29 protein-coding genes and 1 pseudogene are annotated in these 26653 nt (G+C 69.8%); 12 read left to right on the top strand and 18 right to left on the bottom strand.

The genetic code is table 11. The annotated features are described in order from the left end of the window. Window positions 1–3: 3 nt before the first annotated feature. The 5 genes from E6W39_RS21000 to E6W39_RS20980 form a co-directional block, all read right to left on the bottom strand. A complete protein-coding gene (locus E6W39_RS21000; RefSeq protein WP_141634841.1) occupies window positions 4–1038 on the bottom strand; it encodes a hypothetical protein in 1035 nt (344 codons plus the stop codon). Window positions 1039–1352: 314 nt separating this feature from the next. Continuing rightward, a complete protein-coding gene (locus tag E6W39_RS20995; protein WP_220140245.1) occupies window positions 1353–3770 on the bottom strand; it encodes a protease pro-enzyme activation domain-containing protein in 2418 nt (805 codons plus the stop codon). 273 nt (window positions 3771–4043) lie between these two features. Then, window positions 4044–4940 carry an oxygenase MpaB family protein gene (locus E6W39_RS20990; RefSeq protein WP_141634840.1) on the bottom strand — a complete coding sequence of 299 codons (897 nt, stop codon included), beginning with the start codon at window positions 4938–4940 and terminating at the stop codon, window positions 4044–4046. Between the two features lie 44 nt (window positions 4941–4984). Next, window positions 4985–6502 (bottom strand): FAD-dependent monooxygenase, encoded by a 1518-nt coding sequence (locus tag E6W39_RS20985; protein ID WP_141634839.1) that lies wholly within the window; start codon window positions 6500–6502, stop codon window positions 4985–4987. Window positions 6503–6618: 116 nt separating this feature from the next. Continuing rightward, window positions 6619–7380 carry a group II truncated hemoglobin gene (locus tag E6W39_RS20980; protein ID WP_141634838.1) on the bottom strand — a complete coding sequence of 254 codons (762 nt, stop codon included), beginning with the start codon at window positions 7378–7380 and terminating at the stop codon, window positions 6619–6621. A gap of 74 nt (window positions 7381–7454) precedes the next feature. On the opposite strand from E6W39_RS20980, the gene E6W39_RS20975 reads away from it, so the two are divergent. The 4 genes from E6W39_RS20975 to E6W39_RS20960 all read left to right on the top strand — a co-directional run bounded on the left by E6W39_RS20975 (window position 7455) and on the right by E6W39_RS20960 (window position 9580). Continuing rightward, window positions 7455–7829, top strand: coding sequence for a winged helix-turn-helix transcriptional regulator (locus E6W39_RS20975; protein ID WP_141634837.1), 375 nt, complete (start codon window positions 7455–7457; stop codon window positions 7827–7829). Window positions 7830–7893: 64 nt separating this feature from the next. Beyond that, complete coding sequence (locus E6W39_RS20970; RefSeq protein WP_141634836.1) at window positions 7894–8712, top strand: MerR family transcriptional regulator; 819 nt, start codon at window positions 7894–7896, stop codon at window positions 8710–8712. Between the two features lie 161 nt (window positions 8713–8873). Continuing rightward, entirely contained in the window at window positions 8874–9155 is a 282-nt protein-coding gene (locus E6W39_RS20965) for a hypothetical protein (protein WP_141634835.1), read from the top strand. After that, window positions 9152–9580 (top strand): type II toxin-antitoxin system VapC family toxin, encoded by a 429-nt coding sequence (locus E6W39_RS20960; protein WP_141634834.1) that lies wholly within the window; start codon window positions 9152–9154, stop codon window positions 9578–9580. The genes E6W39_RS20965 and E6W39_RS20960 overlap by 4 nt, the downstream gene beginning before the upstream one ends. Window positions 9581–9670: 90 nt before the next feature. Here the strand turns inward: E6W39_RS20960 and paaN are convergent, their stop codons facing one another. Then, entirely contained in the window at window positions 9671–11353 is a 1683-nt protein-coding gene (gene paaN, locus E6W39_RS20955) for a phenylacetic acid degradation protein PaaN (RefSeq protein WP_141634833.1), read from the bottom strand. Window positions 11354–11466: 113 nt separating this feature from the next. On the opposite strand from paaN, the gene E6W39_RS20950 reads away from it, so the two are divergent. Beyond that, window positions 11467–12051, top strand: coding sequence for a TetR/AcrR family transcriptional regulator (locus E6W39_RS20950; protein WP_141634832.1), 585 nt, complete (start codon window positions 11467–11469; stop codon window positions 12049–12051). 19 nt (window positions 12052–12070) lie between these two features. Here E6W39_RS20950 and E6W39_RS20945 read toward each other — a convergent pair whose 3' ends face one another. Further along, complete coding sequence (locus E6W39_RS20945) at window positions 12071–12634, bottom strand: Lrp/AsnC family transcriptional regulator (protein ID WP_141634831.1); 564 nt, start codon at window positions 12632–12634, stop codon at window positions 12071–12073. Between the two features lie 172 nt (window positions 12635–12806). On the opposite strand from E6W39_RS20945, the gene E6W39_RS20940 reads away from it, so the two are divergent. Genes E6W39_RS20940 through E6W39_RS20930 form a run of 3 tightly spaced genes read left to right on the top strand, consistent with a single transcriptional unit; the run spans window position 12807 to window position 16260 of the window. Further along, a complete protein-coding gene (locus tag E6W39_RS20940; protein ID WP_141634830.1) occupies window positions 12807–13940 on the top strand; it encodes a thiamine pyrophosphate-dependent dehydrogenase E1 component subunit alpha in 1134 nt (377 codons plus the stop codon). Between the two features lie 5 nt (window positions 13941–13945). Beyond that, window positions 13946–14932, top strand: coding sequence for an alpha-ketoacid dehydrogenase subunit beta (locus E6W39_RS20935; RefSeq protein WP_141634829.1), 987 nt, complete (start codon window positions 13946–13948; stop codon window positions 14930–14932). Beyond that, the gene (locus E6W39_RS20930; RefSeq protein ID WP_407658420.1) at window positions 14920–16260 is read left to right on the top strand and encodes a dihydrolipoamide acetyltransferase family protein; all 1341 of its coding nucleotides are present in this window, start codon (window positions 14920–14922) and stop codon (window positions 16258–16260) included. Before E6W39_RS20935 ends, E6W39_RS20930 begins: the two co-directional genes overlap by 13 nt. A 108-nt stretch (window positions 16261–16368) precedes the next feature. Here E6W39_RS20930 and E6W39_RS20925 read toward each other — a convergent pair whose 3' ends face one another. The 5 genes from E6W39_RS20925 to E6W39_RS20905 form a co-directional block, all read right to left on the bottom strand. After that, on the bottom strand, window positions 16369–16821 hold the full coding sequence (locus E6W39_RS20925; protein ID WP_141634828.1) for a hypothetical protein: 453 nt from the start codon (window positions 16819–16821) through the stop codon (window positions 16369–16371). Between the two features lie 274 nt (window positions 16822–17095). Continuing rightward, window positions 17096–17398: a hypothetical protein gene (locus E6W39_RS20920; RefSeq protein ID WP_141634827.1), complete on the bottom strand. Its 303-nt coding sequence runs from the start codon at window positions 17396–17398 to the stop codon at window positions 17096–17098. Between the two features lie 214 nt (window positions 17399–17612). Then, entirely contained in the window at window positions 17613–17852 is a 240-nt protein-coding gene (locus E6W39_RS20915) for a hypothetical protein (RefSeq protein WP_141634826.1), read from the bottom strand. Beyond that, window positions 17840–18073, bottom strand: coding sequence for a hypothetical protein (locus E6W39_RS20910; protein WP_141634825.1), 234 nt, complete (start codon window positions 18071–18073; stop codon window positions 17840–17842). The genes E6W39_RS20915 and E6W39_RS20910 overlap by 13 nt, the downstream gene beginning before the upstream one ends. Continuing rightward, window positions 18070–18501 (bottom strand): ATP-binding protein, encoded by a 432-nt coding sequence (locus E6W39_RS20905; RefSeq protein WP_141634824.1) that lies wholly within the window; start codon window positions 18499–18501, stop codon window positions 18070–18072. The genes E6W39_RS20910 and E6W39_RS20905 overlap by 4 nt, the downstream gene beginning before the upstream one ends. Before the next feature lie 278 nt (window positions 18502–18779). On the opposite strand from E6W39_RS20905, the gene E6W39_RS20900 reads away from it, so the two are divergent. Both E6W39_RS20900 and E6W39_RS20895 read left to right on the top strand, forming a co-directional pair. Continuing rightward, window positions 18780–19646: a helix-turn-helix domain-containing protein gene (locus tag E6W39_RS20900; protein ID WP_141634823.1), complete on the top strand. Its 867-nt coding sequence runs from the start codon at window positions 18780–18782 to the stop codon at window positions 19644–19646. Beyond that, window positions 19639–19842 (top strand): DUF397 domain-containing protein, encoded by a 204-nt coding sequence (locus E6W39_RS20895; protein WP_141634822.1) that lies wholly within the window; start codon window positions 19639–19641, stop codon window positions 19840–19842. Before E6W39_RS20900 ends, E6W39_RS20895 begins: the two co-directional genes overlap by 8 nt. Before the next feature lie 332 nt (window positions 19843–20174). On the opposite strand, the gene E6W39_RS20890 is transcribed toward E6W39_RS20895, so the two are convergent. The 6 genes and pseudogenes from E6W39_RS20890 to E6W39_RS20865 form a co-directional block, all read right to left on the bottom strand. Continuing rightward, entirely contained in the window at window positions 20175–20888 is a 714-nt protein-coding gene (locus tag E6W39_RS20890) for a class I SAM-dependent methyltransferase (RefSeq protein ID WP_228718262.1), read from the bottom strand. Window positions 20889–21265: 377 nt separating this feature from the next. Then, the gene (locus E6W39_RS20885; RefSeq protein ID WP_141634820.1) at window positions 21266–22633 is read right to left on the bottom strand and encodes a hypothetical protein; all 1368 of its coding nucleotides are present in this window, start codon (window positions 22631–22633) and stop codon (window positions 21266–21268) included. A gap of 2 nt (window positions 22634–22635) precedes the next feature. Beyond that, window positions 22636–23400 (bottom strand): hypothetical protein, encoded by a 765-nt coding sequence (locus tag E6W39_RS20880; RefSeq protein ID WP_181799371.1) that lies wholly within the window; start codon window positions 23398–23400, stop codon window positions 22636–22638. 43 nt (window positions 23401–23443) lie between these two features. After that, window positions 23444–24028, bottom strand: coding sequence for a CYTH domain-containing protein (locus E6W39_RS20875; RefSeq protein WP_141634819.1), 585 nt, complete (start codon window positions 24026–24028; stop codon window positions 23444–23446). Window positions 24029–24180: 152 nt separating this feature from the next. Beyond that, complete coding sequence (locus E6W39_RS20870) at window positions 24181–24480, bottom strand: hypothetical protein (protein WP_141634818.1); 300 nt, start codon at window positions 24478–24480, stop codon at window positions 24181–24183. Between the two features lie 80 nt (window positions 24481–24560). Next, window positions 24561–25069: pseudogene (locus E6W39_RS20865) on the bottom strand (nucleoside-diphosphate kinase). Between the two features lie 426 nt (window positions 25070–25495). Between E6W39_RS20865 and E6W39_RS20860 the strand changes: the two are divergent. Then, window positions 25496–26161 carry an NUDIX hydrolase gene (locus E6W39_RS20860; protein ID WP_141634817.1) on the top strand — a complete coding sequence of 222 codons (666 nt, stop codon included), beginning with the start codon at window positions 25496–25498 and terminating at the stop codon, window positions 26159–26161. Then, window positions 26158–26571 carry an NUDIX hydrolase gene (locus E6W39_RS20855; protein ID WP_141634816.1) on the top strand — a complete coding sequence of 138 codons (414 nt, stop codon included), beginning with the start codon at window positions 26158–26160 and terminating at the stop codon, window positions 26569–26571. The genes E6W39_RS20860 and E6W39_RS20855 overlap by 4 nt, the downstream gene beginning before the upstream one ends. Window positions 26572–26653 lie beyond the last annotated feature (82 nt).

Below are 26653 nucleotides of genomic sequence, written 5' to 3'. Positions count from 1 at the left end.
GCGTCAGTCCCACTCCCAGCGGATCCCGGTCTGGCCGGGCTGCTGGTCGGTGACCAGGGCGTGCACGCTGGCCGAGGCGCCGATCCAGAGCCGCTCGCGCACCCGGTCCTGGTCGTCGCCGCCGTCCCGCTCGTAGCGCTCGCAGTGCGCCGGCAGCGCGGCCGGATCGAAGTGCACCTGGAGCACGAACTCCCGCACCGGAACGGCGAACTTGCGTCCGTACAGCTGGGTCGGCTCGGACGGCGGCAGCTCCACCTCGTACTCGAAGACCGCCGCGTCGCCCAGCCCCAGCGGCCGGTCCAGCAGCAGCTCGGCGACCAGCAGCCCGATCCCCGGGCGGCGCCGCACCCGGCCGAGCCGGGCGTGCCGCACCGCGGTGATCTCCGGGCAGCCGGCCGCGTTGGCGTCGGCCTGATGCACCACCAGGCAGCGGGTCACCTCGGGCACGGTGGCCCGCACCACCTGCCGGGTGCGCAGCAGTTGACCCTGCCGACGGGCGCTGACGTAGTAGGAGTCGTGGACGCTGAGCCGCTCCAACTCGCTGATCGGTGGGGCGTCCAGCTCCTCGAAGACCTCGGCGACCTGCTGCTCCTCGGGCCAGACCGCGGAGACCGGCAGGCTGTCCGGGGCCTGCTGGGCGACCCAGCGGCCGCGTGGTCGGGGCGGGCCGAGCAGGCTGGACAGCGCGGTGGTCTCCAGGCCGAGCAGTTCCTCCAGCAGGCCGACCGCACGGACCGAGGCGGCGCGCTCCGGCTGGCTGCGCCCGCGCCGCCAGTAACTGAGCGTCGTGACACTGACCCTGACGCCCTGCTGGGCCAGTTCGGTGCGGATCCGGTCCAGGCTCAGCCCGCTGGCCTCGATGGCGCTGTGCAGCGTCTGGGCGAAATTGCCGCCCGCCGCCGGCACGGCCGGGCAGGGCGCGGTGACCGGCCGCAGGTCGATCTGCGGAACCGACTGGCCGCGCAGCAGCACCGAGGCCGTCTGCCGCTGCTCCACCAGACGGAGATGCCCGGAGTTCTGCTGGTATTGCGAGCCCATGCGAATAACCTTCCCCACCAGCCGCCCCGTTGCCCGGAGATTACGCGGCGGGACCGGCCCGATGGCGTTGTGGGGACACCACCGAGCTGAAGGAACCTTACGCAGGCACCAGAGGCTACGTCATCTGCGGGCCCCTATGACAGTGGTCACGACAAATTAACTTCACGTTGTTATCGGCATCTCCAAAGGCTGGAAACAAGAATGCAACAAACCCGCTGTTTCCGGGCATTGCCCGGAAACAGCGGGTTGTCTCACTCCCTGGGATTATTCGGCAAATCGGTATCTGCGCGCTACCAGGTGATGACGGTTTGTTGTCAGCCCACGTTCAGGTTCGCGTCGTCGATGACGAAGCTGGTCTGGTTGCTGGAGTCCTCGGTGCCGGTGAACTGCAGGGTGACGGTCTGGCCGGCGTAGGCGGACAGGTCGACGGTCTGCTGGACGTAGCCGTTGGCGGCGTCCACGTTCGACCAGGTCTTCAGCTGGGTGCCGTTGGCGGTCAGCTTCAGGGTGTCGTACGCGGTGCTGCCGGTCTCGGCGGTGTCGACGTGCAGCCAGAAGGTGAAGGTGCCCGTGCAGTTGGCCGGGATGGTGACCTTCTGCGACAGGGTGTCGGTGTGGGTGGTGCCGTAGCCGTCCAGCCAGGCGTAGTAGCTGCCGCTGTGGGCGGCCTCACCGGTGCTGTTGGTGATGACGCCGGAGGAGGCGGTCCACGGCGAGGTGCCGGACTCGAAGCCGCCGTTGCCGATCAGATGGCCCGGGGTGCAACTGGACGCCGAGGCGACCGTGAAGGTGAAGCTGGCGGCCGCGGTGGCGCCGGTGCTGTCCTTGGCGGTGACCGTGACGGTGCTGCTGCCCGCGGCGGTCGGGGTGCCGCTGATCAGGCCCGAGGAGCTGATCGACAGGCCGGCCGGCAGGCCGGTGGCCGAGTAGCTCAGGGTCTGGCCCGAGGCCGAGTCGGTGCCCTTGACCTGGAGCGAGACGGCGGTGCCGACGGTGCCGGTCTGGTTGCCCGGGTTGGTCACGGTCACGGTGTTGCCGCCGGTGCCCGAGCCCGAGCCGCCCAGCAGCGCGGTGGTCAGCGCGTCGGCGACCGGGGAGCCCCAGCCGGTGACCTGGTCGTAGCCGGTCTTGGTCGAGAAGTCCTGGTTGGCACCGGTGGTGACGTCGTGGAAGGCGGTGCCGTACGCCGAGGAGTTGGCGACCTGGTAGAGCGCCGGGTTGGCCTGGCCGAGGTTGGCCTTGCCGGCCGCCTTGGCCTTCTGGTTGAAGAGCGCGGTGTATCCGGACCAGAGCGGGGCCGCGGCGCTGGTGCCGCCGTAGACCTGCCAGCCCGGGGCGGAGGTGCCCTGGGTGTAGATGGCGAAGCCGCTGTTCGGGTCGGCGTTGGAGGAGACGTCCGGCACGGTGCGCATGGTGCCGCTGATGCCGGTGCCGGTCTGCCAGGACGGCTTGCCGAACTGGGTGGAGACGCCGCCGCCGGCGGTGCTCCAGGCGCTCTCCGAGCCGTAGTTGGTGCCGGACAGCTGCAGGTTGGTGCCGCCGACGCCGGTCACGTACGGGTCCGAAGCCGGGTAGTCGACCGCCTTGACGCCCGCACCGCTGGTCGAGCGGGTGCAGTCGCGCGAGCCGTCGTCACCGGAGGCGGAGTAGGCCGAGATGCCCTGGGCGGCGGCCTGCTTGAAGGAGTTGGAGACCGTGGTCATCACCGAGGCGGTGGTGTCCGGCTCGCAGGAGCCCCAGGATATGGAGATCACCGAGGCCTGGTTGTCCGCCACGATCTTGGCGGCCATGTCGATCTCGCCCTGGTCGTTGTTGGGGGCCTCGTAGATCAGCTGGGTGGCCTTGGGGGCGACACCGCGGACGATCTCCGAGTCCAGCTCGACCTCGCCCTGGCCCTGGCCGGGGGCGCTGTCGTAGTTCTGGCCGTCCACCGGGACGGTGGTGACGGCGGGGCCGGTCAGGCCGTACTGGCTGTCGTAGGTGGTGAGGTTGGACGACTTGTAGCCGTCGAACTCCCAGAGCGCGACCTTGACGCCGGTGCCGTCGGCGCCGACCTTGTTCAGGTTGTAGGCGCCGTCGTACTGGCCCGGGCCGTAGCCGCTCGGGGCGGCGTTCGGGGCCGCGTTGCCGGGCTTGGCCAGGCTCGGGGTGCGCACCGTGTGGTTGGACAGGCCGCCCACGCCGGCCACCAGCGAGGCGACGTCGGCCGGCAGCGAGGCGGCGCCGTCGTTGGCGAAGAACTTCTTCTGCTGGTGGGCGTCGAAGTAGGCGCTCTCGTGGGTGCCGAAGGCCGCCGACATCTGGGTCGCGGTGCCCTTGGCGTCGATCACCTGGCGGTTGGCCGAGACCGTGGCGGTCAGGCCGTGCGACGCCAGGTACTTGACCACGTGGTCGATGTCGGCCTGGGTGGGGGCGTACCGGTCGGCGAACTGCTGCGGGGTCAGGTAGTGGCCGTACTGCGGCGACTTGGGGTTGGAGACCTGCGCCAGGAAGGCGTCCAGGTCCGCGCTGTTGCGCAGCTTCAGGCCGACGGCGACGGTGAGCTGCTGGTTCGCGGGGACGTCGCCCTGCTTCTGCGAGTGGGCCACCGCCGGGGCGACGGTGTCGGGCAGTGCCACCCGCGGGGCCGCGGCATTGGGGGTGGCGGCCTGGGCGCTACTGATGCCCAGCGAAGCGACCGAGAGCGGCAGCAGGGCTATCGCGGCGGCGAGGGCGAGGGGGCGGGGACGCACGGGCTCCTCCTCCAGCCGACGCGCGCAGGCGTCGGCAGACGTTCTTACGTGTGGGGTCGAAAACGCTTCTGATGAAGATCCCAGAAGTTACCTGGGAGTTGAGCAATGATCAGGTAATGAACTGACAAATAACAGTCAAGTGTGGAAACCGGCGAATTCAACTGAGTGAAGCAATTTCCATACAGTGAATAGGATTGGTATAGACAATCGAAGCGCCGGCGCCGCGCGGGAGCCGGTAGTTCGGGAGCGTTCCGACGGCGCTTCGCCGGTCGGTTATCCCTCGGCCGGCGGCGGGCCCGAGGGGCGCACCGGGCAGCCGGCCCCCGCGCTCGGGAAGGTGCCGAGCTCGGGGATCCGGAAGCCGGCCCGGTAGCTCCTGATCTCCGGGTTCTGCCGGGTCCAGTGCGGCCGGCGGCGCGGCGGCAGGGCCCGCACCACGCGGGCCCGCAGCCGCAGCGCACCGGAGACCAGCGAGACGGTCAGCGGGGCCGGGTCCGGATACCGGAAGGCCCGGCGCAGCGGCTCGTCGAGCAGCGCCCGACTGGCCGCCCTGACCGCCGGCCGCAGCGGTGCCGGGTACCAGGAGGCCATCAGCCCCAACGTGGCGTCGGAGACCCGGCGGGCCCCCTCGTCCCAACCGAAGTGCTCGGCCTCGTAGGCGTCCAGGCACTCCTCGAACTCCTGGTGGGTGCTCGGGAGGTCCTGGATGCCCATCAGCTCGCCGAGCCGCCGGTAGTAGGCGGCGGTGGCCCGCAGTTCGTGCTCGCTGAGACGCCGCCAGCCGTACTCGGCGATCCACCGCTTGGGCACCACCACGAAGGTGCAGAGCACGTAGCGCATGTCCTCGTTGCTGATGTCGTAGCGGTGGTGCATCCGGTTGATCCGGCGGATCGCCATCCGGCCGCGCTCGCTGTCGAAGCCGTGCTCCACCACCGCGCCCAGCAGCAGCGAGGTGTCGTCGTAGCGCTTCTGGGACCGGTCGGTCAGTTCGGCCGTCCGGTCCAGCAGCCGCCCGATGCTCGGCACCGCGTAGGTGCGGTAGAGCGCCAGCTCCAGGGCCCTGGTGTGGTCCCACGGGAACTCGTAGGCCGAGGAGAGCCGGTAGATCTCCAGGCAGTCCCGCTCCGGGTCGAGACGGCGGATCTGGCGCAGGCGGTCGAAGCGCTTCATAGCGACGTATCGTCGCACAGCAGTCGAACTGAGCAGCGATCAGCTCACTCCCCGGCGGGCTCGCCCACCCACCGCACCAGGGCCCGGCGCAGCTCCTCCCGGCTGGGGTCGGACGCCGCCCAGGCCGCGTAGCCGTCCGGGCGCACCAGCAGCACGGTGGCCCGCAGCTTGCCGTGCGGGTCGGCGGGGGCCGCGTGCACCAGCCGACCCCGCCAGGGCGCCGTGACCTCCGGCTCCAGCCCGCTGAAGACCGAGCCGGGTGCCCGCTCGTCGGTGCTCACCAGCACGAACTTCCCGGCCCGCAACGCCTCGTAGAGCCGGCCGGGGGCGTCCGGGGCGTCCTGGGCCAGTCGCAGGTCCGGCACCCGCTTGCCGGCCAGCGGGTGCGAGCCCGGCTCGGCGCGGTAGTGGATCCCGATCCCGGAGACCAGCCGGGCGCCGCGCGCCACCAGCGGGTTGACCACCCCGCCCATCCCGCCGACCATCGAGCGCACCGCCCGCAGCGGGGTGGACTGCGCCAGCGCCATCCGGATCAGCCCGCCGGACAGCCGCAGCACCAGCTTGCCGACCGGGTGCCGCTCGTCCTGGTAGCTGTCCAACAGGCTCTCCGGTGCCTGCCCGTGGACCACCGCGGCCAGCTTCCAGCTGAGGTTGGCGGCGTCCTGCAGGCCGGTGTTCATGCCCTGCCCGCCGGCCGGGGAGTGGCAGTGCGCGGCGTCCCCGGCCAGCAGCACCCGGCCGTCCCGGTAGCGCGGCGCCTGCCGCTCGTCGCTGTGGAACCGGGACATCCAGCGGGGGTCGTGCAGCCCGTAGTCCTCGCCCAGCGCCCGGCGGGTCAGCTCGGCCAGGTCGGCCAGCTCCACCGGTGCGTCGTCCGGGAGTTGGTGGTGGCGGTCCCAGGCGATCACCCGGTACCAGCCGTCCCCGAACGGCACCACGAAGGCGAAGCCGTCGCCGGTGGCGCCGACCGACAGCAGCTCGCCCGGCGTCCGCTCCAGCCGAACGTCCGCCAGCACCACCGAGTTGACCACCGACTCGCCGGGGAACGGGATGCCGGCCAGCTCGCGCACCGAGCTGCGCACCCCGTCGGCCCCCACCACGTATCGGGCGCGGTGGCTCACCGGCCCGTCGGCGGTCTGCGCCTGCAGCGTCACCCCGTCGGCGTCCTGCCGCAGACCGGTCACCCGGTGGTCCCGCAGCAGCACCGCGCCGGCCTTCAACGCCCGCTCCTGGAGCAGCCGTTCGGTGTGCGACTGGGGGGTGATCAGCACGAACGGGAACCGGCTGGGCAACTGCCCGAGGTCCAGCTCCAGGTTGTTGAACAGCCGCAGCCGGCTGACCGGGGTGCCGGTGGCGATCAGCTCATCGGCCAGGCCCCGGGCGTCCAACTGCTCCAGGGAGCGGGCGTGCACGGCGAACGCCCGGGTCAGGTTGGACTCCGCGGCGCGCTTCTCCAGCACCACCACCTTGACCCCGGCGGCCGCCAGATCCCCGGCCAGCAGCAGCCCGGTCGGCCCGGCACCGACCACCGCGACCTCCGACTCCGTCACCGTACTGGTCATGCGATCTCCCCGAGTGTCGAAAAGCAAGCTGCGGCGGGCCGTTCCCGGCCCGCCCTCAGCTTGCCATCCTCGCGGGCCGGTTGTCCGTGGCTGCGGCACGGCGGGTACCGGCGCCGTCAGCCCCGGTACGGCGGGGTGATGCCCCAGTCCCAGCGCGGCATCGGCGTTTCCGGCAGCGGGGGCGGGGTCGGGCCCGAGTAGAGCAGGGCCATCCGGGTGCCCCACTCCAGGTAGTAGGCGAGGACGGCGCGGAACTCGGGGTCGGCAGGCAGTTCCACCTCGTCAGCGGTGTCCAGCAGCAGTGCGACCCACCGGCGCCGCTGCTGCTCGGTGATGCCGCGACCCAGGTGGCGGGCCGCCATGTGGCGGTGGCCGCCGCGTTCGGTGCTGTAGCGGGCCGGACCGCCGAACACCTCGCCCAGCCAGGCCGCGACGCTCAGTGCGTGGTCGGGCTCCTTGTCGGCGAAGACCGGTGCCAGCAGCGGGTCTTCGTCCACCCGCTGGTAGAACCTGGTGAACAGCCGCTCCAACGCGGGCTGCCCGCCGGCCCATTCGTACAGCGTCGGGGTGGAGCCTCCCCGGCCGGCCACCGGGGTCGCCTCGTAGTGCCGCATCTCCTCGATGTCCTGGACGTACGGGCGGATCTCGGCGAAGAAGGCCGCGAAGTGCTCGCCCTTGCGGAAGCCCTGGAGGTGGTCCTCGGCGGAGGTCCAGCGGATCCGCAGGATGTAGTCCCGGGGGTCCTCGGTGCAGCGGGTCAGCTCGTAGTCCACGCACTGCTCGGCTTGTTGCAGGGCGTCGGCGGCCCGCTGGTAGGCCTGTTCGAAGGCCTCGCGGCGGGCGCCGTCGATGCGGTAGCGGATGTACTCGATAATCATGGGGCGACTCAAGCGCAGTGCGGCGGGCGAGACAAGAACTGACCTGGCGGTAAGTACCCGGATTGGCGTAGTCGATGGCTAAGGACGATCAACTGTTCTACTGTCCGGTGGAGTTGGCGCTGGACGTGATCGGCGGCAAATGGGCGACGATCGTGCTGTCGCTGCTCAAGGAGGGTGTCCACCGGTACGGCGCGCTGCGCCGGCGGGTGCCGCAGGTCAGCGAGAAGGTGCTGGTGCAGCGCCTGCGTTCGCTGGAGGAGCGCGGTCTGATCGCGCGTCACTCCGACTGCGGCAAGCCGCCGCTGGCCGTGTCGTACCGGCTGACCGAGGAGGGCGAGAGCCTGGTGCCGGTGCTGAACGCCCTCTATGCCTGGGGAGAGCAGCGGGCGTCGCGCACCGGCATCGGGTTCGTCGCTGTTGCTGAGCAGGCGTCAGCTGCTTCACCGTGAAGTGGTAGTCGCGGCGGAGGCGGCCGGGGGAACCCTCCCCGCGGGGGACCCGCAGAATGGGGCCATGGCGAGCTACCTCTCGATCGGCGACTTCTCCCGGGCCACCCACCTGACCGTCAAGACCCTGCGCCACTACCACCAGTTGGGCCTGCTGGAGCCGGCCGCCGTGGACCCGGTGACGGGCTACCGGCGGTACGAGGTGGAGCAGATCGGCGCGGCGCAGGTGATCCGGCGGCTGCGGGATCTGGACATGCCGCTGGAGGAGATCCAGGCGCTGCTGGCGGCGCCGGACCTGGCGTCCCGCAATGGCCGGCTGACCGCTCATCTATCCCGGATGGAAGCCGAGTTGGCCCGCACCCAGGGCGCCGTCGAGGCCCTGCGGAACCTGCTCGCGCCCGCCACCGAGGTCGAGTTGGAGCTGCGCGCCGTGCCCGAGACCCCGGTGCTGGCGATCACCGAGACGGTCGCCGTCGCCGATGCCTGCCTCTGGCTCCAGGGTGCCCTCGGGGAGCTCTACGGCCTGCTGGCCGCCCAGGGCGCGACGCCGGACGGCCCACCCGGCGGGGTCTACGGTGACGACTTCTTCGCCGAGCACCGCGGCACCGTCACCGTCTACGTGCCGTGCGCGGCCCCCGTCCGCCCCCTGGGCCGCGCCACCGCCACCGCCCTGCCCGCGGTGGACCTGGCCGTCATGGTCCACGCAGGGCCCGCCGTCGACACCGCCCAGACGTACGGAGTGCTGGCCGCCCACGTCGCCCGCCACGCCCTGCCGGTCGACGGCCCGATCCGCGAGCACTACCTGGTCGGCCCCCGCGACACCCCGGACAGCGGCCGCTGGCGCACCGAGATCGGCTGGCCGGTGTTCCGCACGGGGGCGGGGTGAGGGGCTGGGCTCGGCTTCGAGTCTCGGAGCGCCCCGAACGCTGGACGAGATCACCGACGGTCACGCCGCTCTGCTGGGGCAACGTGGCTGATGTCGGCGCTCAGCGGACCTAGGCTTGCATCAGACAACGGCCAGCGGTCCGCACCGTCGAGGAGCTGATCATGAGCACTGCCCCGAACCTGCCCTTGCCCATGCCGCCGCGCCGTGCCGAGGACTCCCATCCACTGCGGACGATAAGAGAGATCCGGGACTCGCTGCCGGAAGACCAGGTCAGGCACTTCGACGCCGAACTCGCCGACACCGACATCGATGCGCTGCCCGCCATGCTGCATCGCTGGGCCAGCCTCGGCAGCGACGGTTTCGTCCAGTACCTGCTGTCGACCCCCTTCGAGGGGCTGGAGTTCGGAGCACGTTCCTATGACGACGCGGCGGGTGGTGAGTGATCTACCTGCTCGACACCAACGTGGTCGCGGAACTCACCACGAGGCGGCGGCCGGACCCCTCGGTCATGGCCTGGGTGGATTCTGTGCCGGCTGCCGCTCTGTACCTGAGCGTGATCACCCTCGCGGAGATCGCGGCGGGCATTGCGATGGCTCCGGATCCATTGCGACAGGCCGCGCTGGAACAGGCGCTTTCGCGTGTCCGGGATGAGTATCACGGCAGGGTCGCCGTCATCGGGGAGCGCGAGGCCCTCGCCTATCTGGCCGTGCACCGGCGGCTCAAGAGTTCGGGAACGAGCATCGATCCACCGGATGCGCTGATCGCGGCGACGGCCGTTGCCAACGGCTGGACCCTGGTCAGCCGGAACATCAAGCATCTCGCCCGCACCGGCGCGATCACCCTGAACCCGTGGGAGTACCAGGCATAGCGGCAGTGCCCCGGAGGGTGGAGCGCAGGTGAGCGGCCCGCCCGGCGAGTGCATGCTCTGCCGGGCGGGCCGCGGTTCGGGGGGTGGGGGTCAGGCGGGGCGGCGGACCTCGATGACGCGGAAGCGGTTGGCCACGAAGGCGGCGTCGGTGTAGGCGGCGTTGGCGGCCGGGTTGGCGCCGGTGCCGTGGAGGTCGGAGAAGGCGGCGGTCTGGTTGGGGTAGACCCCGCCGGTCAGGTTGAGGGAGAGGCAGACGCCGCTGTCCAGGCAGGCCTGGATCAGGGCGTGCTCGACCTCGGGGGAGGTGGTGTAGCCGGTGGCGGTCATCGCGCCGTGCTCGGTGACGGTCTGGCGCAGCAGGTCGACGGCGTCGCTGGTGGACTCGGTGGCCACCGCGAAGTAGATCGGGCCGAAGCACTCGGTGAGGAAGTGCGAACGGTCGTCCGGCTTGTGTGCCTCGACCTTGACCAGGGCGGGGGTGCGGACCGTGGCGCCGGGGAACTCGGGGTGCTCGATCACCCGGGGGGCCAGCGCCAGGTCGCCGTACTCGCCGCCGGCCGCCGCCGCGCTGCGCTGCAGCACCGCCGGGTTGACCACGGCGCCGAGGATCGCGGTGGCCCGGGCGTCGTCGCCGAGCAGGCCCTCGATGGCGCGGGCCAGGTCGGCCACCACCTCGTCGTAGGACTTGGGGCCCTGGTCGGTGGTGATGCCGGCGCGCGGGATGAGCAGGTTCTGCGGGGTGGTGCACATCTGGCCGGTGTAGAGCGAGAGGGCGAAGGAGAGGTTGTTCAGCATCCCCTTGTAGTCGTCGGTGGAGTCGATGACGACGGTGTTGACGCCGGCCTTCTCGGTGTAGACGAGCGCCTGCTTGGCGTTCTCCTCCAGCCAGTCGCCGAACTCGGTGGAGCCGGTGTAGTCGATGATCCGCACGTCGGGGTGGACGGCGAGGGTCTTGGCGATGCCCTGCCCGTCCCGCTCGACGGCCAGCGTGACCAGGTCGGGGTCGAAGCCGGCCTCGGTCAGCACCTCGCGGGCGATCCGCACGGTCAGCGCCAGCGGCAGCACGGCGCGCGGGTGCGGCTTGACCACCACGGGGTTGCCGGTGGCCAGCGAGGCGAACAGGCCGGGGTAGCCGTTCCAGGTCGGGAAGGTGTTGCAGCCGATCACCAGCGCGGTGCCGCGCGGCACGGTGATGAAGTCCTTGCTGAGCTTCAGCGGGTCGCGCTTGCCCTGCGGCTTGGTCCAGGAGGCCGTGCCGGGCAGCTTGGCCTGCTCGGCGTAGGCGTAGGCGACGGCCTCCAGGCCGCGGTCCTGGGCGTGCGGGCCGCCGGCCTGGAACGCCATCGCGTAGGCCTGCCCCGTGGTGTGCATCACGGCCTGGGCCATCTCGTGCGAGCGCGCGTTGATCCGGGCCAGGATCTCCAGGCAGACCGCCGCGCGGGCGGCCGGCGAGGCGGCGGCCCAGTCGGCGCGGGCGGCCGCGGCGGCGGTGAGCAGGGCGTCCACGTCGGCGCGCGGGTAGCCGATGTTCAGCTCGATGCCGTACGGCGAGACCTCGGAGCCGGCCGTCTCGCCGGACTCCGGGTGGCCGGGCAGCGCGAAGGGGGCGCCGAGCAGCGCCTCGAAGGCGGCCTTGCCGTCGGCGGCGCCGGTCTCGCCGTAGGCCTTCAGGATCTCCGGGTACGGGGACCAGTAGTCCCGCTCGGCGAGCGCTGTCAGCGCCCGGGAGAGGGTGTCCTGGTGACGCTCGATCAGTTCGTCGACGGGGGCCATGCGGCGCTCCTCGGAGGACAGGTATGGGCTGACGCTCCTCAGCGTAACCGAACGATCGGTCGGCTCAACAGCCCCCGCGCCGGATCGGTCCGTGCGGCGTGGATACTCGGAGCATGGCCGAGAACCCCACCCGCACCACCTACACCGTCGACTCGCTGCTCGCGGTCACCGTGCAGGTCTTCAACGACCGCGGCTACGACGGCACTTCGATGGAGGACCTGTCGCGGGCGGCCGGGATCTCCAAGTCCTCGATCTACCACCACGTGCGCGGCAAGGAGGAGCTGCTGCGGCTCGCGGTGGGCCGGGCGCTGGACGGGCTGTTCGGCATCCTGGACGAGCCGGAGTCCGGGCAGGGCCACCCGGTGGACCGGCTGGAGCACGTGGTGCGGCGCACGGCCGAGGTGCTGCTCACCGAGCTGCCCTACGTGACCCTGCTGCTGCGGGTGCGCGGCAACACCGAGACCGAGCTGTGGGCGCTGGAGCGGCGGCGGGACTTCGACCACCGGGTGGCCGAGCTGCTCAGGGACGCGGTGGCGGCCGGCGAGCTGCGGGCGGACGTGGAGCCGAGGCTGGCCACCCGGCTGCTCTTCGGCATGATCAACTCGATCGTGGAGTGGTACCGCCCGGACCACGGCGGCACCGACGGCATCGCGGATGCCGTGGTCCGACTGGCGTTCGACGGCCTGCGAGCCTCCTGAGCACCCTGGCGTAGCAGGCTCAGGCCGGGGGCACCCGGTCGGTCTCCTCGAAGACCAGCAGGGTCTGGGTGGAGAGCACGTCGGGGATCGACTGGATGCTGTTCAGCACCAGCTCCCGCAGCTCCCGGTTGTCGGCCGTGTGCACCAGCAGCAGCACGTCGAACTCCCCGCCGACCAGCGCGATGTGCGCGACCCCCGGCAGGTCGAGCAGCCGCTCCCGCACGCTGCGCCAGGAGTTCTGCACGATCTTCAGGGTGACGTAGGCGCACGCGCTCAGCCCGGCCCGTTCGTGGTCGACCCGTGCGGTGAAGCCGCGGATCACCCCGTCCTCCATCATCCGGGCGATCCGGGCGTAGGCGTTGGCCCGGGAGACGTGCACCCGCTCGGCCACCGAGCGCACCGAGGCCCGGCCGTCCTGCTGGAGCAGCCGCAGGATCGAGCGGTCCACCCGGTCCAGGCCGCGTTCGACCGGCGGCGGCGCGCTGACCGGCGGTGACGCGCCGACCAGCGGCCCGCCGGCCGGCGACGGCGCGGGCAGCACCGGTCTGGCGCCACTCGGTCCGACCATTTGTTCAGTGCTCATGTCCCCCAGCTCTCCGATGATGGACGTGCTGCTTTCAGCAGACTGCCGAGCAGGCCGATTGTCCAGCACCTTCACCGTGCTGTGGCCACAATGAAAAGACAACCGAACAATCGGTTGGGAGGCAATCCCCCGCTGCTGCCCTGCTGCCCTCCCCACCCTTTGGAGGTGCCCGATGACCATGCTCGAACACCGGCCGACCTCGCCGGTGCCCGGTTGGCTCCCTGGTGCGACCGCACCGCGGACCGATCCCGCGCCCCTCCTGCCGGACCCGTCGCCGGTCCGGATGCTCGGCACCGACGAGCTCAAGGACCAGGATCCGGCCCTGCTGCTGGACCTCTACCGGCGACTGGTGGTGGGCCGCCGCTACAACCAGCAGGCCACCACCCTGACCAAGCAGGGCCGCCTCGCGGTCTACCCGTCCTCGACCGGCCAGGAGGCCTGCGAGGTGGCGGCCGCCACGGTGCTGCGGCCGGGCGACTGGCTGTTCCCCAGCTACCGGGACACCCTGGCGGTGGTCGGCCGCGGCGTCGACCCGCTGGAGGCGCTGACCCTGCTGCGCGGCAACGCGCACACCGGCTACGACCCGCTGGCCACCCGCACCGCGCCGCTGTGCACCCCGCTGGCCACCCAGGCGCCGCACGCGGTGGGCCTGGCGCACGCGGCCCGGCTGGCCGGTGACCCGGTGGTGGCGCTGGCCATGATGGGCGACGGCGGCACCAGCGAGGGCGACTTCCACGAGGCGCTGAACTTCGCGGCCGTGCTGAACGCCCCGGTGGTCTTCCTGGTGCAGAACAACGGCTACGCCATCTCGGTGCCGCTGGCCAAGCAGTCCGCCGCGCCCACCCTGGCGCACAAGGCGGTCGGCTACGGCATGCGCGGCCGTCTGGTGGACGGCAACGACGTGGTCGCGGTGCACCAGGTGCTGGCCGAGGCGATGGAGCAGGCCCGCACCGGCGGCGGCCCGACCCTGGTGGAGGCGCTGACCTACCGCTTGGAGGCCCACACCAACGCCGACGACGCCACCCGCTACCGCGGCTCGGACGAGGTGACGGCCTGGCAGGAGCACGATCCGCTGGTGCTGATGGAGCGCCGGCTGCGCGCCATGGACCTGCTGGACGACGCGACCGCGGCCGAGGCCAGTGAGGCGGCCGAGACCCTGGCGGCCCGGATGCGCGCCGAGTTCCACGCCGAGCCGGTGCTCGACCCGATGTCCCTCTTCCAGCATGTCTACGCCCACCCCACCCCGCAACTCCTGGAGCAGCAGCACCAGTTGGCGGCCGAGCTGGCCGCGGAGGCCGAGCGGTGACAACCATGACCCCGACCCGTACCGTCACCATGGCCCAGGCTCTCAACACCGCGCTGCGCGACGCGATGCGCGAGGACGCCTCGGTCCATCTGCTCGGCGAGGACGTCGGCCGGCTCGGCGGCGTGTTCCGGATCACCGACGGCCTGGCGGCCGAGTTCGGCGAGCAGCGCTGCCTGGACACCCCGCTGGCCGAGGCCGGCATCCTGGGCACCGCGATCGGGATGGCCATGTACGGCCTGCGTCCGGTGGTGGAGATGCAGTTCGACGCGTTCGCCTACCCGGCGATGGAGCAACTGGTCTCGCACGTGGCCAAGATGCGCAACCGCACGGCCGGCAAGCTGCCGCTGCCGATCACCGTGCGGATCCCCTACGGCGGCGGCATCGGCGGGGTGGAGCACCACAGCGACTCCTCCGAGGCGTACTACGCCGCCACCCCGGGCCTGCACGTGGTCACCCCGGCCACCGCCGCGGACGCCTACGGCCTGCTGCGCGCCTCGATCGCCTCCGACGACCCGGTGGTCTTCCTGGAGCCCAAGCGGCTCTACTGGTCCAAGGCCGACCTGGACACCACCAGTGCGGTGGAGCCGATCGGGCGGGCGGTGCTGCGCCGGCCGGGCCGCTCGGCGGTGCTGATCACCTACGGCCCGTCGCTGCCGGTCTGCCTGGAGGCGGCCGAGGCTGCGGTCGCGGAGGGCTGGGACCTGGCGGTGCTGGACCTGCGCTCGCTGGTGCCGTTCGACGACGCCACGGTGGAGAACGTGGTCCGCTCCGTGGGCCGGGCCGTGGTGGTGCACGAGTCCACCGGATTCGGCGGCACGGGTGCGGAGATCGCGGCCCGGGTATCCGAGCGCTGCTTCCACCACCTGGCGGCGCCGGTGCTGCGGGTGACCGGGTTCGACATCCCGTACCCGGCGCCGATGCTGGAGCACCATCATCTGCCGGGCGTGGACCGGATCCTGGACGCGGTCGCCAAGCTGCAGTGGGAGGACTGACCGTGAATCCGATCGTGCGCGAGTTCACGCTGCCCGACCTGGGCGAGGGGCTGACCGGTGCCGAGGTGGTGCGCTGGATGGTCGAGGTCGGCGAGGTGATCGCCGTCGACCAGCCGGTGGTGGAGGTGGAGACCGCCAAGGCGGTGGTCGAGGTGCCCTGCCCGTACGGCGGGGTGGTGACCGCGCGGTTCGGTGAGGTCGGCGAGGAGCGCGCGGTCGGGCAGCCGCTGGTCACGGTGGCGGTGGCGCCGGAGCCGGGCACCGAGGTGCCGCAGGTCGCCGCCCCGGCCGAGACGCCGGCCGAGCGGCCGCTGGTGGGGTACGGCGTGGCGGAGGGCGGCAAGGGTGCGCGGCGGCGCCGGGTCGGGGTGGTGGCCGCAACGGCGGCTGCACCGGCGCCGGGTGCGCCCGCGCCTGTGCCCGTGGCAGCTGCGCCTGCTGCCCCCGCCGTGGTCGCCGTGATCTCCCCGCTGGTGCGCCGGCTGGCCCGCGAGCACGGCATCGAGCTGGCCGCAGTGACCGGTACCGGCCCGGACGGGCTGATCATGCGCGCCGATGTGGAGCGCGCGATCCAGGCCGGGCAGGCCCCGGCCGCCACCGCCCCCGTGGTCGCCGCGGCCCACGCCGGCGATGAGGTGATCCCGCTGCGCGGCCTGCGCCGCACGGTGGCCGAGAAGCTCACCCGCAGCCACCACGAGATCCCCGCCGCCACCTGCTGGGTGGACGCCGACGCGACCGAACTGCTCGCCGTCCGCGCCCAGATGAACCAGGGTGATGCCCCCAAGGTCAGCCTGCTGGCCCTGCTGGGCCGGATCTGCGTGGCCGCCCTGGCCCGCTACCCGGAGCTCAACGCCAGCGTGGACCTGGACGAGCAGGGCCGCGCGGTGGCGCTGCGCCGGCACTCCGCGGTGCACCTGGGCTTCGCGGCGCAGAGCGACCGCGGCCTGGTGGTTCCGGTGGTGCGCGACGCCCAGCAGCTCAGCACCGAGCAACTCGGCGCCGAGCTGGGCCGGTTGACCGCCGCCGCGCGGGCCGGCTCGCTCACCCCGGCCGAGTTGACCGGCGGCACCTTCACGCTGAACAACTACGGCGTCTTCGGTGTCGACGGCTCCACGCCGATCATCAACCACCCGGAGGCGGCGATGCTCGGAATCGGCCGGATCGTCGCCAAACCGTGGGTCCACAATGGTGAGTTGACGGTGCGTCATGTCACGCAGCTGTCGTTCACCTTCGACCACCGGGTCTGCGACGGCGGTACCTCGGGCGGGTTCCTGCGGTTCGTCGCGGACTGCGTGGAGCGGCCGGGGATGTTGCTGCGGCAGCTCTGAGCGGGGAGCAAGGCTGCGGCGGTGCTTCATGTGACCGCCGCAGCCGAACTTGAGCGGGGGGCTGTCATACCCGGCGGGTGCGGGTCAGCGGCCGCAGGGGTGGACGGGTCAGGGCTGGTAGCGCTGGGCGATGGTGGTGATCGCGCCGGTCTTGTTGACGGTGATCACGTACTGGCTACGACATGAGGCCGGGTACTGAACGGCGCCGGGGTTGGCCTTGCAGGCGTGAACGCGCTGCAGGAGGTCGGTCACACTGACCTGCTGGTCGTGGACGCGATTGAGCAGGAAGGCCTTGGCACCGGGTGCGAAGGTGAACTTCTTGGGCTTCCCCACCGGAATGAACTGGCCGTCGTCGTCGCCGCAGGTGTACTTGGTGTTCTGGCCGATCAGCGACTTGCCGGAAGCACTCACATCGATGGCCTGCACGACCCGCAGGTGGTACGGGTTGCCCCCGCAGTCGCCCGCCGACGGCGCCGCCGACGCGGCGGTGGCGCCGAACGCGGTCAAGGCGAGAGCTGCACTGGCCACACCGGCGGCGACGAAGCCAAAGTGACGAGACATCAAAAAGACTCCTTGCAAAAGGATTCAAGGCGTCCACGGCGGAGCGCCTCACTTCTCTACAACGTCGCGAACGGCGCCTCACGTTGCACTCTGCGGGGCGAGTCGGCAGTGCCTTCCCGGGACAGCGCGAGCGGTTCGTCGGGATCCGCGACAGCGACAACTCGCACCGGGAAGGTCAACACACCATCATCAGCGGCGAGTTGGACGACGTCTCGTAGTCCGTGGATTGTGCGCGGAGGCGCTCCCGGACAGTGAGGGAGCGGGCCCTCGGTGGTCAGGCGGTGTTACGGGTCCAGTCGGCCAAGGCTTTCACCATGTCGAGCACCATCCGTTGTCGCTGCTCAGGCAAGAAGGGCCAGGTCAGCCATGCCGGAGCGGACAGCACGACCACGAGGAGCACAGGAAGGACCTTCAGCACGACGAGTGCATGCTTGATCATCAAGGGACTCAACGAACAGCCAGCCTCAATCCGCACGATGGCGGTGTTGGGTCCGTCGGCCAGCTCGAAGGCAAGAGAGCCTACTCGCTGGTAACAACGGACTTTTTTTTGAGGCTCGACGCTCTGAAGGGCGAACACCCCCGGCTGATACGGCAAGTGGGATCGTATGAGTGCTGCAGGCTCCTTGCAAGAGTGTCATGTCAGGCAACATTCGCGCTGCTGATGACCTCACGGAGGTCGGGACCGGCAAGTCCTCAGGCGAGGGAGGGAACCGGTGCCGTTCACGCCCAGATCCGACAGGATTCCGTCCGCCATCGCCATGATGTCGGCGAGGGCGTCCTTGGCGCCGGGCTCACCGGCGGATGCTCATGAGGCGCTGGCCGAGCCGGGCGGCCAAGTCCTGGAGCAGCTGGTCGGCCTGCTGGTGGGTGAGGGCGAGGGCGAGGTGTTCGCCCGGGCCGACGTGGATGTCGAGGTCGACGGCGGCGCGGAGCTGGATGGCGGTGTCGGGCGGGGACTCGACGCCGAGGTGGGCGACTGTGGTCCGCTCGACGGGGGCCGGGCCGGTGCCGAGCAGGATCACGACTCCCACGGGCTGCCCTTCGCTTCCGCGTTGGTGATGAGCGCGAGGAGGTTGAGCAGGGTGCTGACCGGGGCGTTGCCGAAGTTGACGAGGATGTGCCCGTTGACCGTGCCGTTGGTCCGGGCGGATCCCCAGAGCAGGCCCAATCTGGCTCCGCGCTCCTGGAGTTGGCGGATCAGGACGTCGACCTGGGCCTCGGTGTGGTCGCTCGCCTCACGAGGGGCGCTCACGCGGCCGAGTCCAGCTCGAACCAGATGCGCTTGCCCCCGCGCTTGTGCGGGGCGACACCGAACCGGTGGGTGAGCGAGCGGACCAGGTGGAGGCCCCGGCCGGACAGCTCGTAGGGGGCGGCGTTGCGGGTGCGCTGCTCGGGGAGAGTGGGGCTGTCGTCGGCCACGGAGACCCGGAGCGTGCGGAGGGCGTGGTTGGCGAGGAGCATGACGACCACGACGGGCGCGGGGCTGCCGCCGTGCTTCCAGGCGTTGACGAAGAGCTCGTGGAGGGCGAGTTCGGCGTCGTGGATGAGGTCGTCGGACCAGTCGGCGGAGGCCAGCAGGTCGCGCAGCTCTTGGCGGGCGGCCGACCAGTCGGGCGGCTCGGGGGACTTGGCGGATCCGGCGGGTTCGGCGGATTCGGGCATGCCGGGGCAGGAGTTCATGGGGAACCTCCGTATGAGGCTGCGGTGATGGTGCGGTGATCGACGGAATGCGTCGCCGTGAGCCAGGCCAGGGCGGGACTGGTTGAGGTCGCGTGTGGCTGCTCTGCGGTGCGGGGGCAGCAGGCGCCTACTGCCCGGGTGACAGGCGTTACTGACGATCCGTCGGATCGGCTATGGCAACGACCATAGCGCACTGGAGGTTAAGGTTAACTGTCCTTGGCAGAAGATTCCCTCGCGCGAGTGAGGCAGACTGATCGCACGAGGACCGAGAGGAAGTCATGGCTGGGCGCACCAATCCAACGCTCCGTCAGCGCCGCGTTGGGGCCGAGCTGCGGAGGATGCGGGAGCAGGCGGGGCTTGCGGGTAGCCAGCTCGCCCGCCTACTCGATGTCACTCCTGCACACATCACACAGGTGGAGAGCGGCAAGACCCCGATCAGCGTGGAGCGCATGTACACCATCGCCGGGATGTGCATGTGTACCAATGAGCCGCTTCTCGAAGCGCTCGCAGAGACCATTGCGGATCGGGGCAAGGGTGGCTGGTGGGAGGAGTACCGGGGAGCGCTCCCGATCGACTTCCTCGAAGTGGCTGAGCTCGAAGGCCACGCGAAGGGGATCGTCGCGTTCAACATGGCCTTCGTCCCAGGCCTGCTCCAGACGCGTTCATATGCCAAGGCCTTGTTCACGGAAGGACTCGTTCCACTCCGCGATCAGGAGATCGACCTCAGGGTCGCCCTCCGCCTGCGTAGGCAGCAAGAGACCCGCTCCGCTGGGACGCCGTACTTGGCGTTGCTGCACGAAGCCGCGCTGCACGGTCACTATGGCGGGCGTGACGTACTCATCGAGCAACTCTCCTCCCTGATCGAGAGTTCCGAACACCCGACCACCTCGATCAGAGTCGTCCCTTTCGAGGCGGTCACCTTCCCAGTCCCGAGCGAAGATCTCGTCCATATGGCAGGCGTTGTGCCGGAGTTGGACACGGTCCAGGTCGATGCCTCACACGGTGTGTACATCGTTGATCAACCCGCGCGGCTTGCCCGCCACCGTGCGATCCTTGAGCGCATCGAAGCCGTTGCACTCTCTGAAGATGACTCACGCGGCTTCATTCGATCGACCATGAAAGAGGTTCAACGCAAACATGGCTAGCTCGTCGTGGCAGAAGTCCAGCTACAGCGGCAACGCGAATGACTGCGTCGAAGTCCGCACCGCTGACGGCCTGGTCGAACTCCGTGAGTCCGACGAGGGCGACGTCATCGTCCGCACCACCCCGGTCAAGTTCGCCAAGTTCCTCCAGGGCGTCAAGGCAGGAGAGTTCGACCACTTCGCCGACCTCGCCAACTGACGCACCGACGACGGCCGCCCGGCACGCGAAAGGGAGACCCAGCGTGCCGGGCGGCCGCCTGTGGAATCAGCCGATCACGTAGTTCGGGGCGTCCAGCCAGGCCCTGTGTTCGCCCGCCATGGTGACGGTCAGAACTAGCCGTGACAGGCTCGGTCGGTCAAGGCGTTGCCACCGTTGGTACGTGGCTGGCACCAGGCCTGCTCAGCCAACGGTGTGACTCTTGTGGTGAGTTATCGGTGGCCGACGGAGAGTCGGCCGCCGAGGGCGATGTCGGAGGCCTGCAGTGCGTACGCTCTCGTGCGGATCACTCGCGGGTTACACGCCTCCCAGAGCTACTTCGTGGCGGTCACGTAGACGCTGGCCCACTGACGCTTCGGGTTGGCCGTTGCCGGATCGAAGGTCCACGGCTCGACGGTGCGGAAGCCCGCCTCGCTGAAGAGTTGGGCGAGCTTCTCGAGGTCGTAGGCCCAGTAGTGGGGGTTGTAGGTTGGGTCATCGTCCTGGTCGCGGAAGACGTAGTTGATGAGGTCGAGGTAGGTGTTGATGTCGCCTCGGCACTGCCGGTTGGCGTACCAGCGCTCGATCATCTCGGTGGCCCGGTCCGGGGGTGCCGGGTACTGGCTCAGGACGAAGGCGGCATCGGGGACGCCGGTGATGAGCTGCCCGCCGGGCGTGAGGACGCGGTGGGCCTCGCGGGCGTAGCACTTGGCGGAGCGCGGGTAGTCGATGTGTTCCAGGAAGTGTTCGGAGAAGATCGTCTCGGCGCTGGCATCGGCGAGCGGGATGCCCTCGCGCACGTCCCACAGGAGATCGGCCGGCGGGACGACGTCGATGTTGAAGAAGCCGTCGATGCGGTGGCCGCCGCCGCCGATCTGGACCTTGGCGGGGCCGGGCTTCAGGAGGCCGTTGGGCAGGGTGGCGACGCTGGCCTGGTGGTGGCGGTGCAGTTCGACTTCCTTGACGGCCGCCCGGAGCGTGCGGGCGAGGCCGTGGGTGGTCGCGGGTGAGTTGAGGATCTGATCGAGCTGGGCACGGAGGTTGCTCATTTGCTGGTCGTGCGGGGTCATCGCGGGTGTCTCGCCTCCTGGGGTGGTGGTCAGGTGGTCCGTGAGTTGAGCTGATCGATCGTCCACAGGCCCAGACCGTTGCCGGGGTGGTGCCGACCGCCGTCCGTATGGTGCGGATCGGGTAGCACATGAGGACCGAGACGAGGGCGGTCCGGAGGGCCTTGGCCCGGCGCATCTCGGAGCCGGGCCCGGAGACGGAGTCGGGGGATCCCCAGTGTTGGTGCGGTAGATCTCGGCGAAAGAGCGCCTCGGCGGGCTGGGTGGGTCCCGGCCAGGCGGCGGTGGACCAGGTGAAGGGGTCGTGGATGGGCATAGGTCTCCTCCACGATCGGTCGTCGAGGGGATTGGGGCAGCGGTCAGCGGCTGCTGTTGCGCATCAGTGTGTACTTGATGTCGACCAGGCGCGGCGCGATGCTCAGCGCCAACTGCTCGGTCGGGTGGAGGTGCCCGGCGTCGTCGGGCTCGGCATGCCAGACGCGGTAGTCCAGGTTCGGGTAGGCCGGGTTGATGCCAATCTCGCCCTTGGGCATCGTGCCGTTGAACGGCACGACGATGTCCATGTGGTTCCAGTAGTTCCACGCTTGTAGTGCCTTGTGCTGGTCGAAGTAGAAGTAGAAGTCGGGGTAGCGACCGAAGCTGCGGAGCTCCCGGTGGATGAGGTGGCCGAGTAGAGGGCCGAGCTGGGTAGCGAGGCTCTCGAACTCCCAGCGCGTGCGGTGCCAGGCCTCGGGCATCTGGCCGCTGGTGAAGAGCCGGGCGGCTACGAGGTAACTGATCCTCTGGACCATGTAGGCGCGGGCGTGGTCGGCGTCGATGGTCGGGTCCACCTGCTGCAGAAGCGTCGCCAGATGCTGCGGGCGGGGGCGGAACCTGGCGAGGTTGAACTTACCGGCCATATCCGGAAAGGAGGCGAACAGCATCTCCTTGTAGAGCCAGTTGTTGAACTCTCCAAGGCCGGCTAGCTGTTGGGTCCGTACGGAGGTGGAGTGGAGCATCAAGTACTCGGCGAGGGCCTCAAAGTAGAGGTAGCCGAGGATTGGCAGCCGAGGGATGACCGCGTCCAGTAGTTGGAGGAAGCCGTCCGTAGCCACAGTCAAGCCCTGGTAGACGATGCCGGCGGCCAGGGCCAGGAACGCAGCCGAGTTCTTGATCCGGCCAACAACGGTCTCACGCAAGTGGTGTCGCTCGGTTTTGCTGAGCAGGTACTCAAGGTCGGTATAGATCTGCAGGTGGATCGAGCCCAGCCGCAGGTAATCCACCCCCGCCAATCCGCGGTACGCCTGGGGCGGCACGGTGATCTCGAAGATCAGCGGTGTGGGCGCACGCCCGCTCAGGCCGGTTTTGGCGAGGGAGGCCGGGACCTCTCTCGTGAGGACGTAGGCAGCCAGGTTGTGCATGCGGAAGCCACGGCCGGTCAGTGTCAGCGGCGCGCAGTAGATGCTGCCGACGAGGCATCCGCCGGAGGGGTAGAGCACCCCGTCCTTGCTGATCTCTTCCAAGGCGTGGGTGACGTGGAGCAGGTGCAGCTCGCCATCGCTGCTCAGGCTGTCGAAGAGCGCGTTCTTCCGGAGCAGGCTGCCGTTTGGTGTCTCGTCGGTGAGGCGCTTGTGCCAAGCGGCCGTCTGGGCCGCCAGCGGGCCGTGCTGCCCAGAGTCGGGCAGCAGCGCGGAGTCGAAGAAGGCGTGCGCGTCGGCCCACAGGTCGTAGGCGTTGCGGAGGTTCACTACTACACCAGTCCCCTTTCGGCGAGCGCGTACAGGACGGCTTCGGCGCTGCTGGCTCCGGCGAGATGCGCGGTCTCGGAGGTGGCGACGAGGTCGAAGGCCACGGCATGGAGCTGGTCGAAGGCCAGCTCACGGACGTGCCGCGCGTCAGGCCACCAGCTGAGCTTCGGCAGACGGTAGCGGTCGAGCGCGTCGCTGGCCTTGACCAGGTCGCAGAAGAGTTCGGCGCGGGTGTAGTCGGCCCGATCGTCCGAGCTGAAGGCGTCGTACGGCACGTCGTGCAGGCGGATTGCGGTCGCGGCCTGGATGATCCGCCGGGGCGTGGCCACCAAGCCGAAGTGGGTCCAGACGGTGTCGGCGTTGGCGGCCAGCCAGATGGCGGCACGGGCACCGTGGCCCTGGTCGTCTTGATCGTGCAGGCGCTGGCAGTCGTGGACGGCGGCGGCTATGACGACCGTGGCAGTCTCGGTTTCGTCCAGCTCGTGGATCTCGGCGAGCAGGGCGGCCAGCGCGGCGGTCCGCATGCTGTGCCGGACGCCATGGAGCGAGTCGTGGAGGCGGGGCTCCGCCAGCCACGTCGCCGGAAGAGCGGACCGGCTCATGAGGTGCTTCGAGGCCGGCCGCAGGGGCGGCGGCCAAGCCGGACCGAAGGCCGGCCGGTTGGCCTTGATCCACTCGACGGTGGCCGGATCCATGTACTGGTGGTGCGGCAGCTGCCTGCGGGCTGCCAGGTCGACCAGACTCGTGGTCGTCGGGGTTGTGCTCATCTGTGTCCACCCCCTTCCGGTGGTTTACCGCGGCGAGAGGCTCCTACCGGATCGGAGCGGCCCGTGCCTCATGTGCCTTGCGCTCCTGCTCGGCGGCCTCGAAGGCGGCGGTGAAGTCGGCCAGCTCCTGCTCGCTCATCAGCGTCACGCCGAGCTCGGCGGCGGCCTCGATGATCTGGGCAGACGCATCGTCGTGGGCGGCGTCCGAGGCGCCGTCGTCGAGCAGCACCTCGAACTCGGCGTGGTAGCCCCATGCCTCGCTCCACTTGAGCGCGATCTCCACGCCCTGGTAGTGGAAGTTGTGGCGGAAGTTGAACGCCTCGTGCATCGCGTTCTCGAAGCCAAGGGCGTTGAACACCTTCACGGCCGTCGGGACGTCCTCGCGGGCGATGGCGAACTCGGTCTCAGGGAAGGCAGCGCCCTGACCGATCTTGCTGCCCTTGAGGGTGATCTTGGCGGTGCCGGCGGCGGTGCTGTCCGTGACTTTGAGCAACTGCTCGGGCAGCACATAGAAGTAGATGTGCTTGGCGTCGTCGCCCAGGTCCTCGCCATCCTGCCTCAGACGGTTCAAGAGACGGTCGTGGGTCTCTTTGTCGAAGCGGGCGCGCATCTCGATCTCGACAGCCACGGTCGTGTCTCCTCGTTTCAGGCATGGCGAATCCAGCCGAACCAGGGCGGGACGGCCCCTGGCTGGTCCGGATGGGGCGGTGCGGAGTTGGTGTGGGTGCCGGGCGGTGCGGCCGACGACTTCACTTCGTCGGCCGCACCACCCGAGATGGATCAGCCCAGGTCGCCGAAGCGCTCCCGGATCACACCGGCGTGCAGGTAGTTCGGCAGCGGGACGCCGCCGACCGCCACGCGGGTGGTCGCCACCTGGTCCTCGGTCTCGCTGGGGAAGCCCCCCAGGAGCTGGAGGCACTGCTGCACCCACTCGCGGGACTTGGGCCAGTCGCCGGCGTCGCGCAGGCGGACCGCCAGGGCGTAGGCGGTCTCGGTGGCCGCCCACCGGTCGGTCGCCAGCTCACGCTGGAAGATCAACTCCAGCTCCTGGGCGGAAGCCTGGCGGGTCTGGTTGGTCATGGTGCCCTCTCGGATCAGACGGTGGTGCCCCGGTGGTGGTCAACGCAGCGGCGCCCCAGTAGTGACGCCGCGACGTGCCGTCAGTTGGTGAAGATCTCTGCCAGCGTGCGGTACTCGTGCAACTCGTCCTTGGCGAACCACAGATCGACCTCCTGCGCGGCCTCCTCCCTGTTGCCGGAGGCGTGGACCAGGTTGGCCACGGCCTTGCCGACGGCCACGCTGCCCGCCGAGCTCATGTGCGAGAGGTCGCCGCGGATGGTGCCGGCCGGAGCCTGGTTCGGGTAGGTGCTACCCACGATCTTCCGGACCGTGGCGATGGCGTCGTAGCCCTCCAGCACCAGGGCGATGACCGGCCCCTGCTGCATGAAGGTGGCAGTGAGGTTGTAGACCTCGGCCCCGAGCCGCTCTTCGAGGTCGAAGTAGTGCTTGCGGGTGAACTCCTCGTCCATCCACTTCATCTTGACACCGACGATCTTCAGCGCGGCATCCTCGAAGCGCGAGATGATCCTTCCCCGAGGCCGCGTACCAGCGCGTCGGGCTTGAGCAGGACGAGCGTGCGCTCGACCGTGTGGACCTGGTCCTCGGCCATCAGTTCCCTTTCAGCTTTCTGGCATTCAGGAGTGACGAACCATCAGTTCGCCATGAACTGAGGTTACCGGCGTCGGCGAGGCACTTTCGGTGCTCCGGCCTGTCCCCCAAACGAGCGAACCTGACGCGGTTCAGCGGGCGCTCGAACCACTGCTCTCGCCGCAGGGCGGCCGGGCAGGTGCAATCACCCAACTCGCTGTCCTGCTTCGGGTACTCACCTAGAATCTCCGAGGGGATCGGCGTGCGTGCTCTGTTGCTCCTGGACCCTTTCCCAGGGCTCAAGTGCCGTGGATGGCAGTGGCCTTGGGATACGACTGCAAGTCTTCCGGCATCCACGCCGCGCGGCGATGAAGCGCCAGTGCAGTCGATGTGCATCTTCGACGCATTGCCTATGCATCAGAGCGGCCACGACGGAGAGGGAACGGTGTTGGACGTCATCGAGGTCTGGAGCGGTCGTTACGCCTGCCTGCTTCAGTCCGCTCTTCGCCTCACTAACGAGGCGTTCGCAAGTCAGCTCGGGATCGCAGTGCGCACGGTGGCCACATGGCACGCTGACCCATCTGTCGTCCCGAGGGCGGAGATGCAGCAACTCCTCGACACCGCCTACGAGAAGGCTTCGAACGCGGCCCGCCAGCGCTTCGCGCTCTTGGCAGCCAGAGAAGGTGACGGCGGCGCCATTGAGACCGGCACACCGGCTGTCCAAGCCCTACGGGTGGCCATCTCGATTGTCGTCCGGCAGAGCGCCGTCCTGCTGGTCTGCCGACGCGAGGAAGATGCATCCGGGATCACCTGGCAGTTCCCGGCCGGGGTGATCAAGCCCGGCGCGAAGCCGGAGACCGTGACTGTCCGGGAGACGCTGGACGAAACCGGGGTCCACTGCGCGGTCCGCCAAAGCCTCGGCAGTCGTCTTCACCCGGTGACAGGAGTGCTGTGTGAGTACTTCCTGTGCGAGTACTTGGCTGGCGAGGCGACCAACAGCGACGCCGTCGAGAACGTCGACGTGATGTGGGTTCCTCGAAACTCGGTGACCCGCTTCATCGACGCCGATACGATCTTCCCACCCATCCTGGCCGCCCTGGAGGAGCAGACGTGACACAGCAGACTGCGGAGGAACGTCCGGGAATCGCCGCCGCGATCGTGGTCCACGAAGGCCGCGTCCTGATGGTCCGACGGCGGGTCAGCGAGGGCCAGCTCTCCTGGCAGTTTCCGGCTGGAGAGATCGAGGCCGGTGAGTCGTCTGAGCAGGCGGCTGTCCGTGAGACGGCGGAGGAGACCGGGCTCGGTGTGGCCGTGATCAAGCTCCTGGGTGAGCGCATGCATCCGAAGACCGGCCGACTGATGTCGTACACGGCCTGCGAAGTCGTCAGCGGCACCGCCGAGGTAGTCGACACGGAGGAACTGGACCAGCTCGCGTGGGTGGCTCTCGCTGAGATCCCCGAGTACGTGCCGTACGGGCTCTTCGAACCAGTGCAGGAATACCTGGACGCCACCCTCCTGCCCTGAGCGGATGCGGGAGCAAGCCGGCCTCGGAGGCAGCCAGCTCGCATGCTCGGCATCAACCCCCGCCGCCGCACCTGTTGAGGAC

The sequence above is a fragment of the Kitasatospora acidiphila genome (assembly GCF_006636205.1).
Taxonomy (GTDB): domain Bacteria; phylum Actinomycetota; class Actinomycetes; order Streptomycetales; family Streptomycetaceae; genus Kitasatospora; species Kitasatospora acidiphila.
Note: the sequence above shows the minus strand (reverse complement) of the source record. Positions and strands in the feature narration are given on the sequence as shown.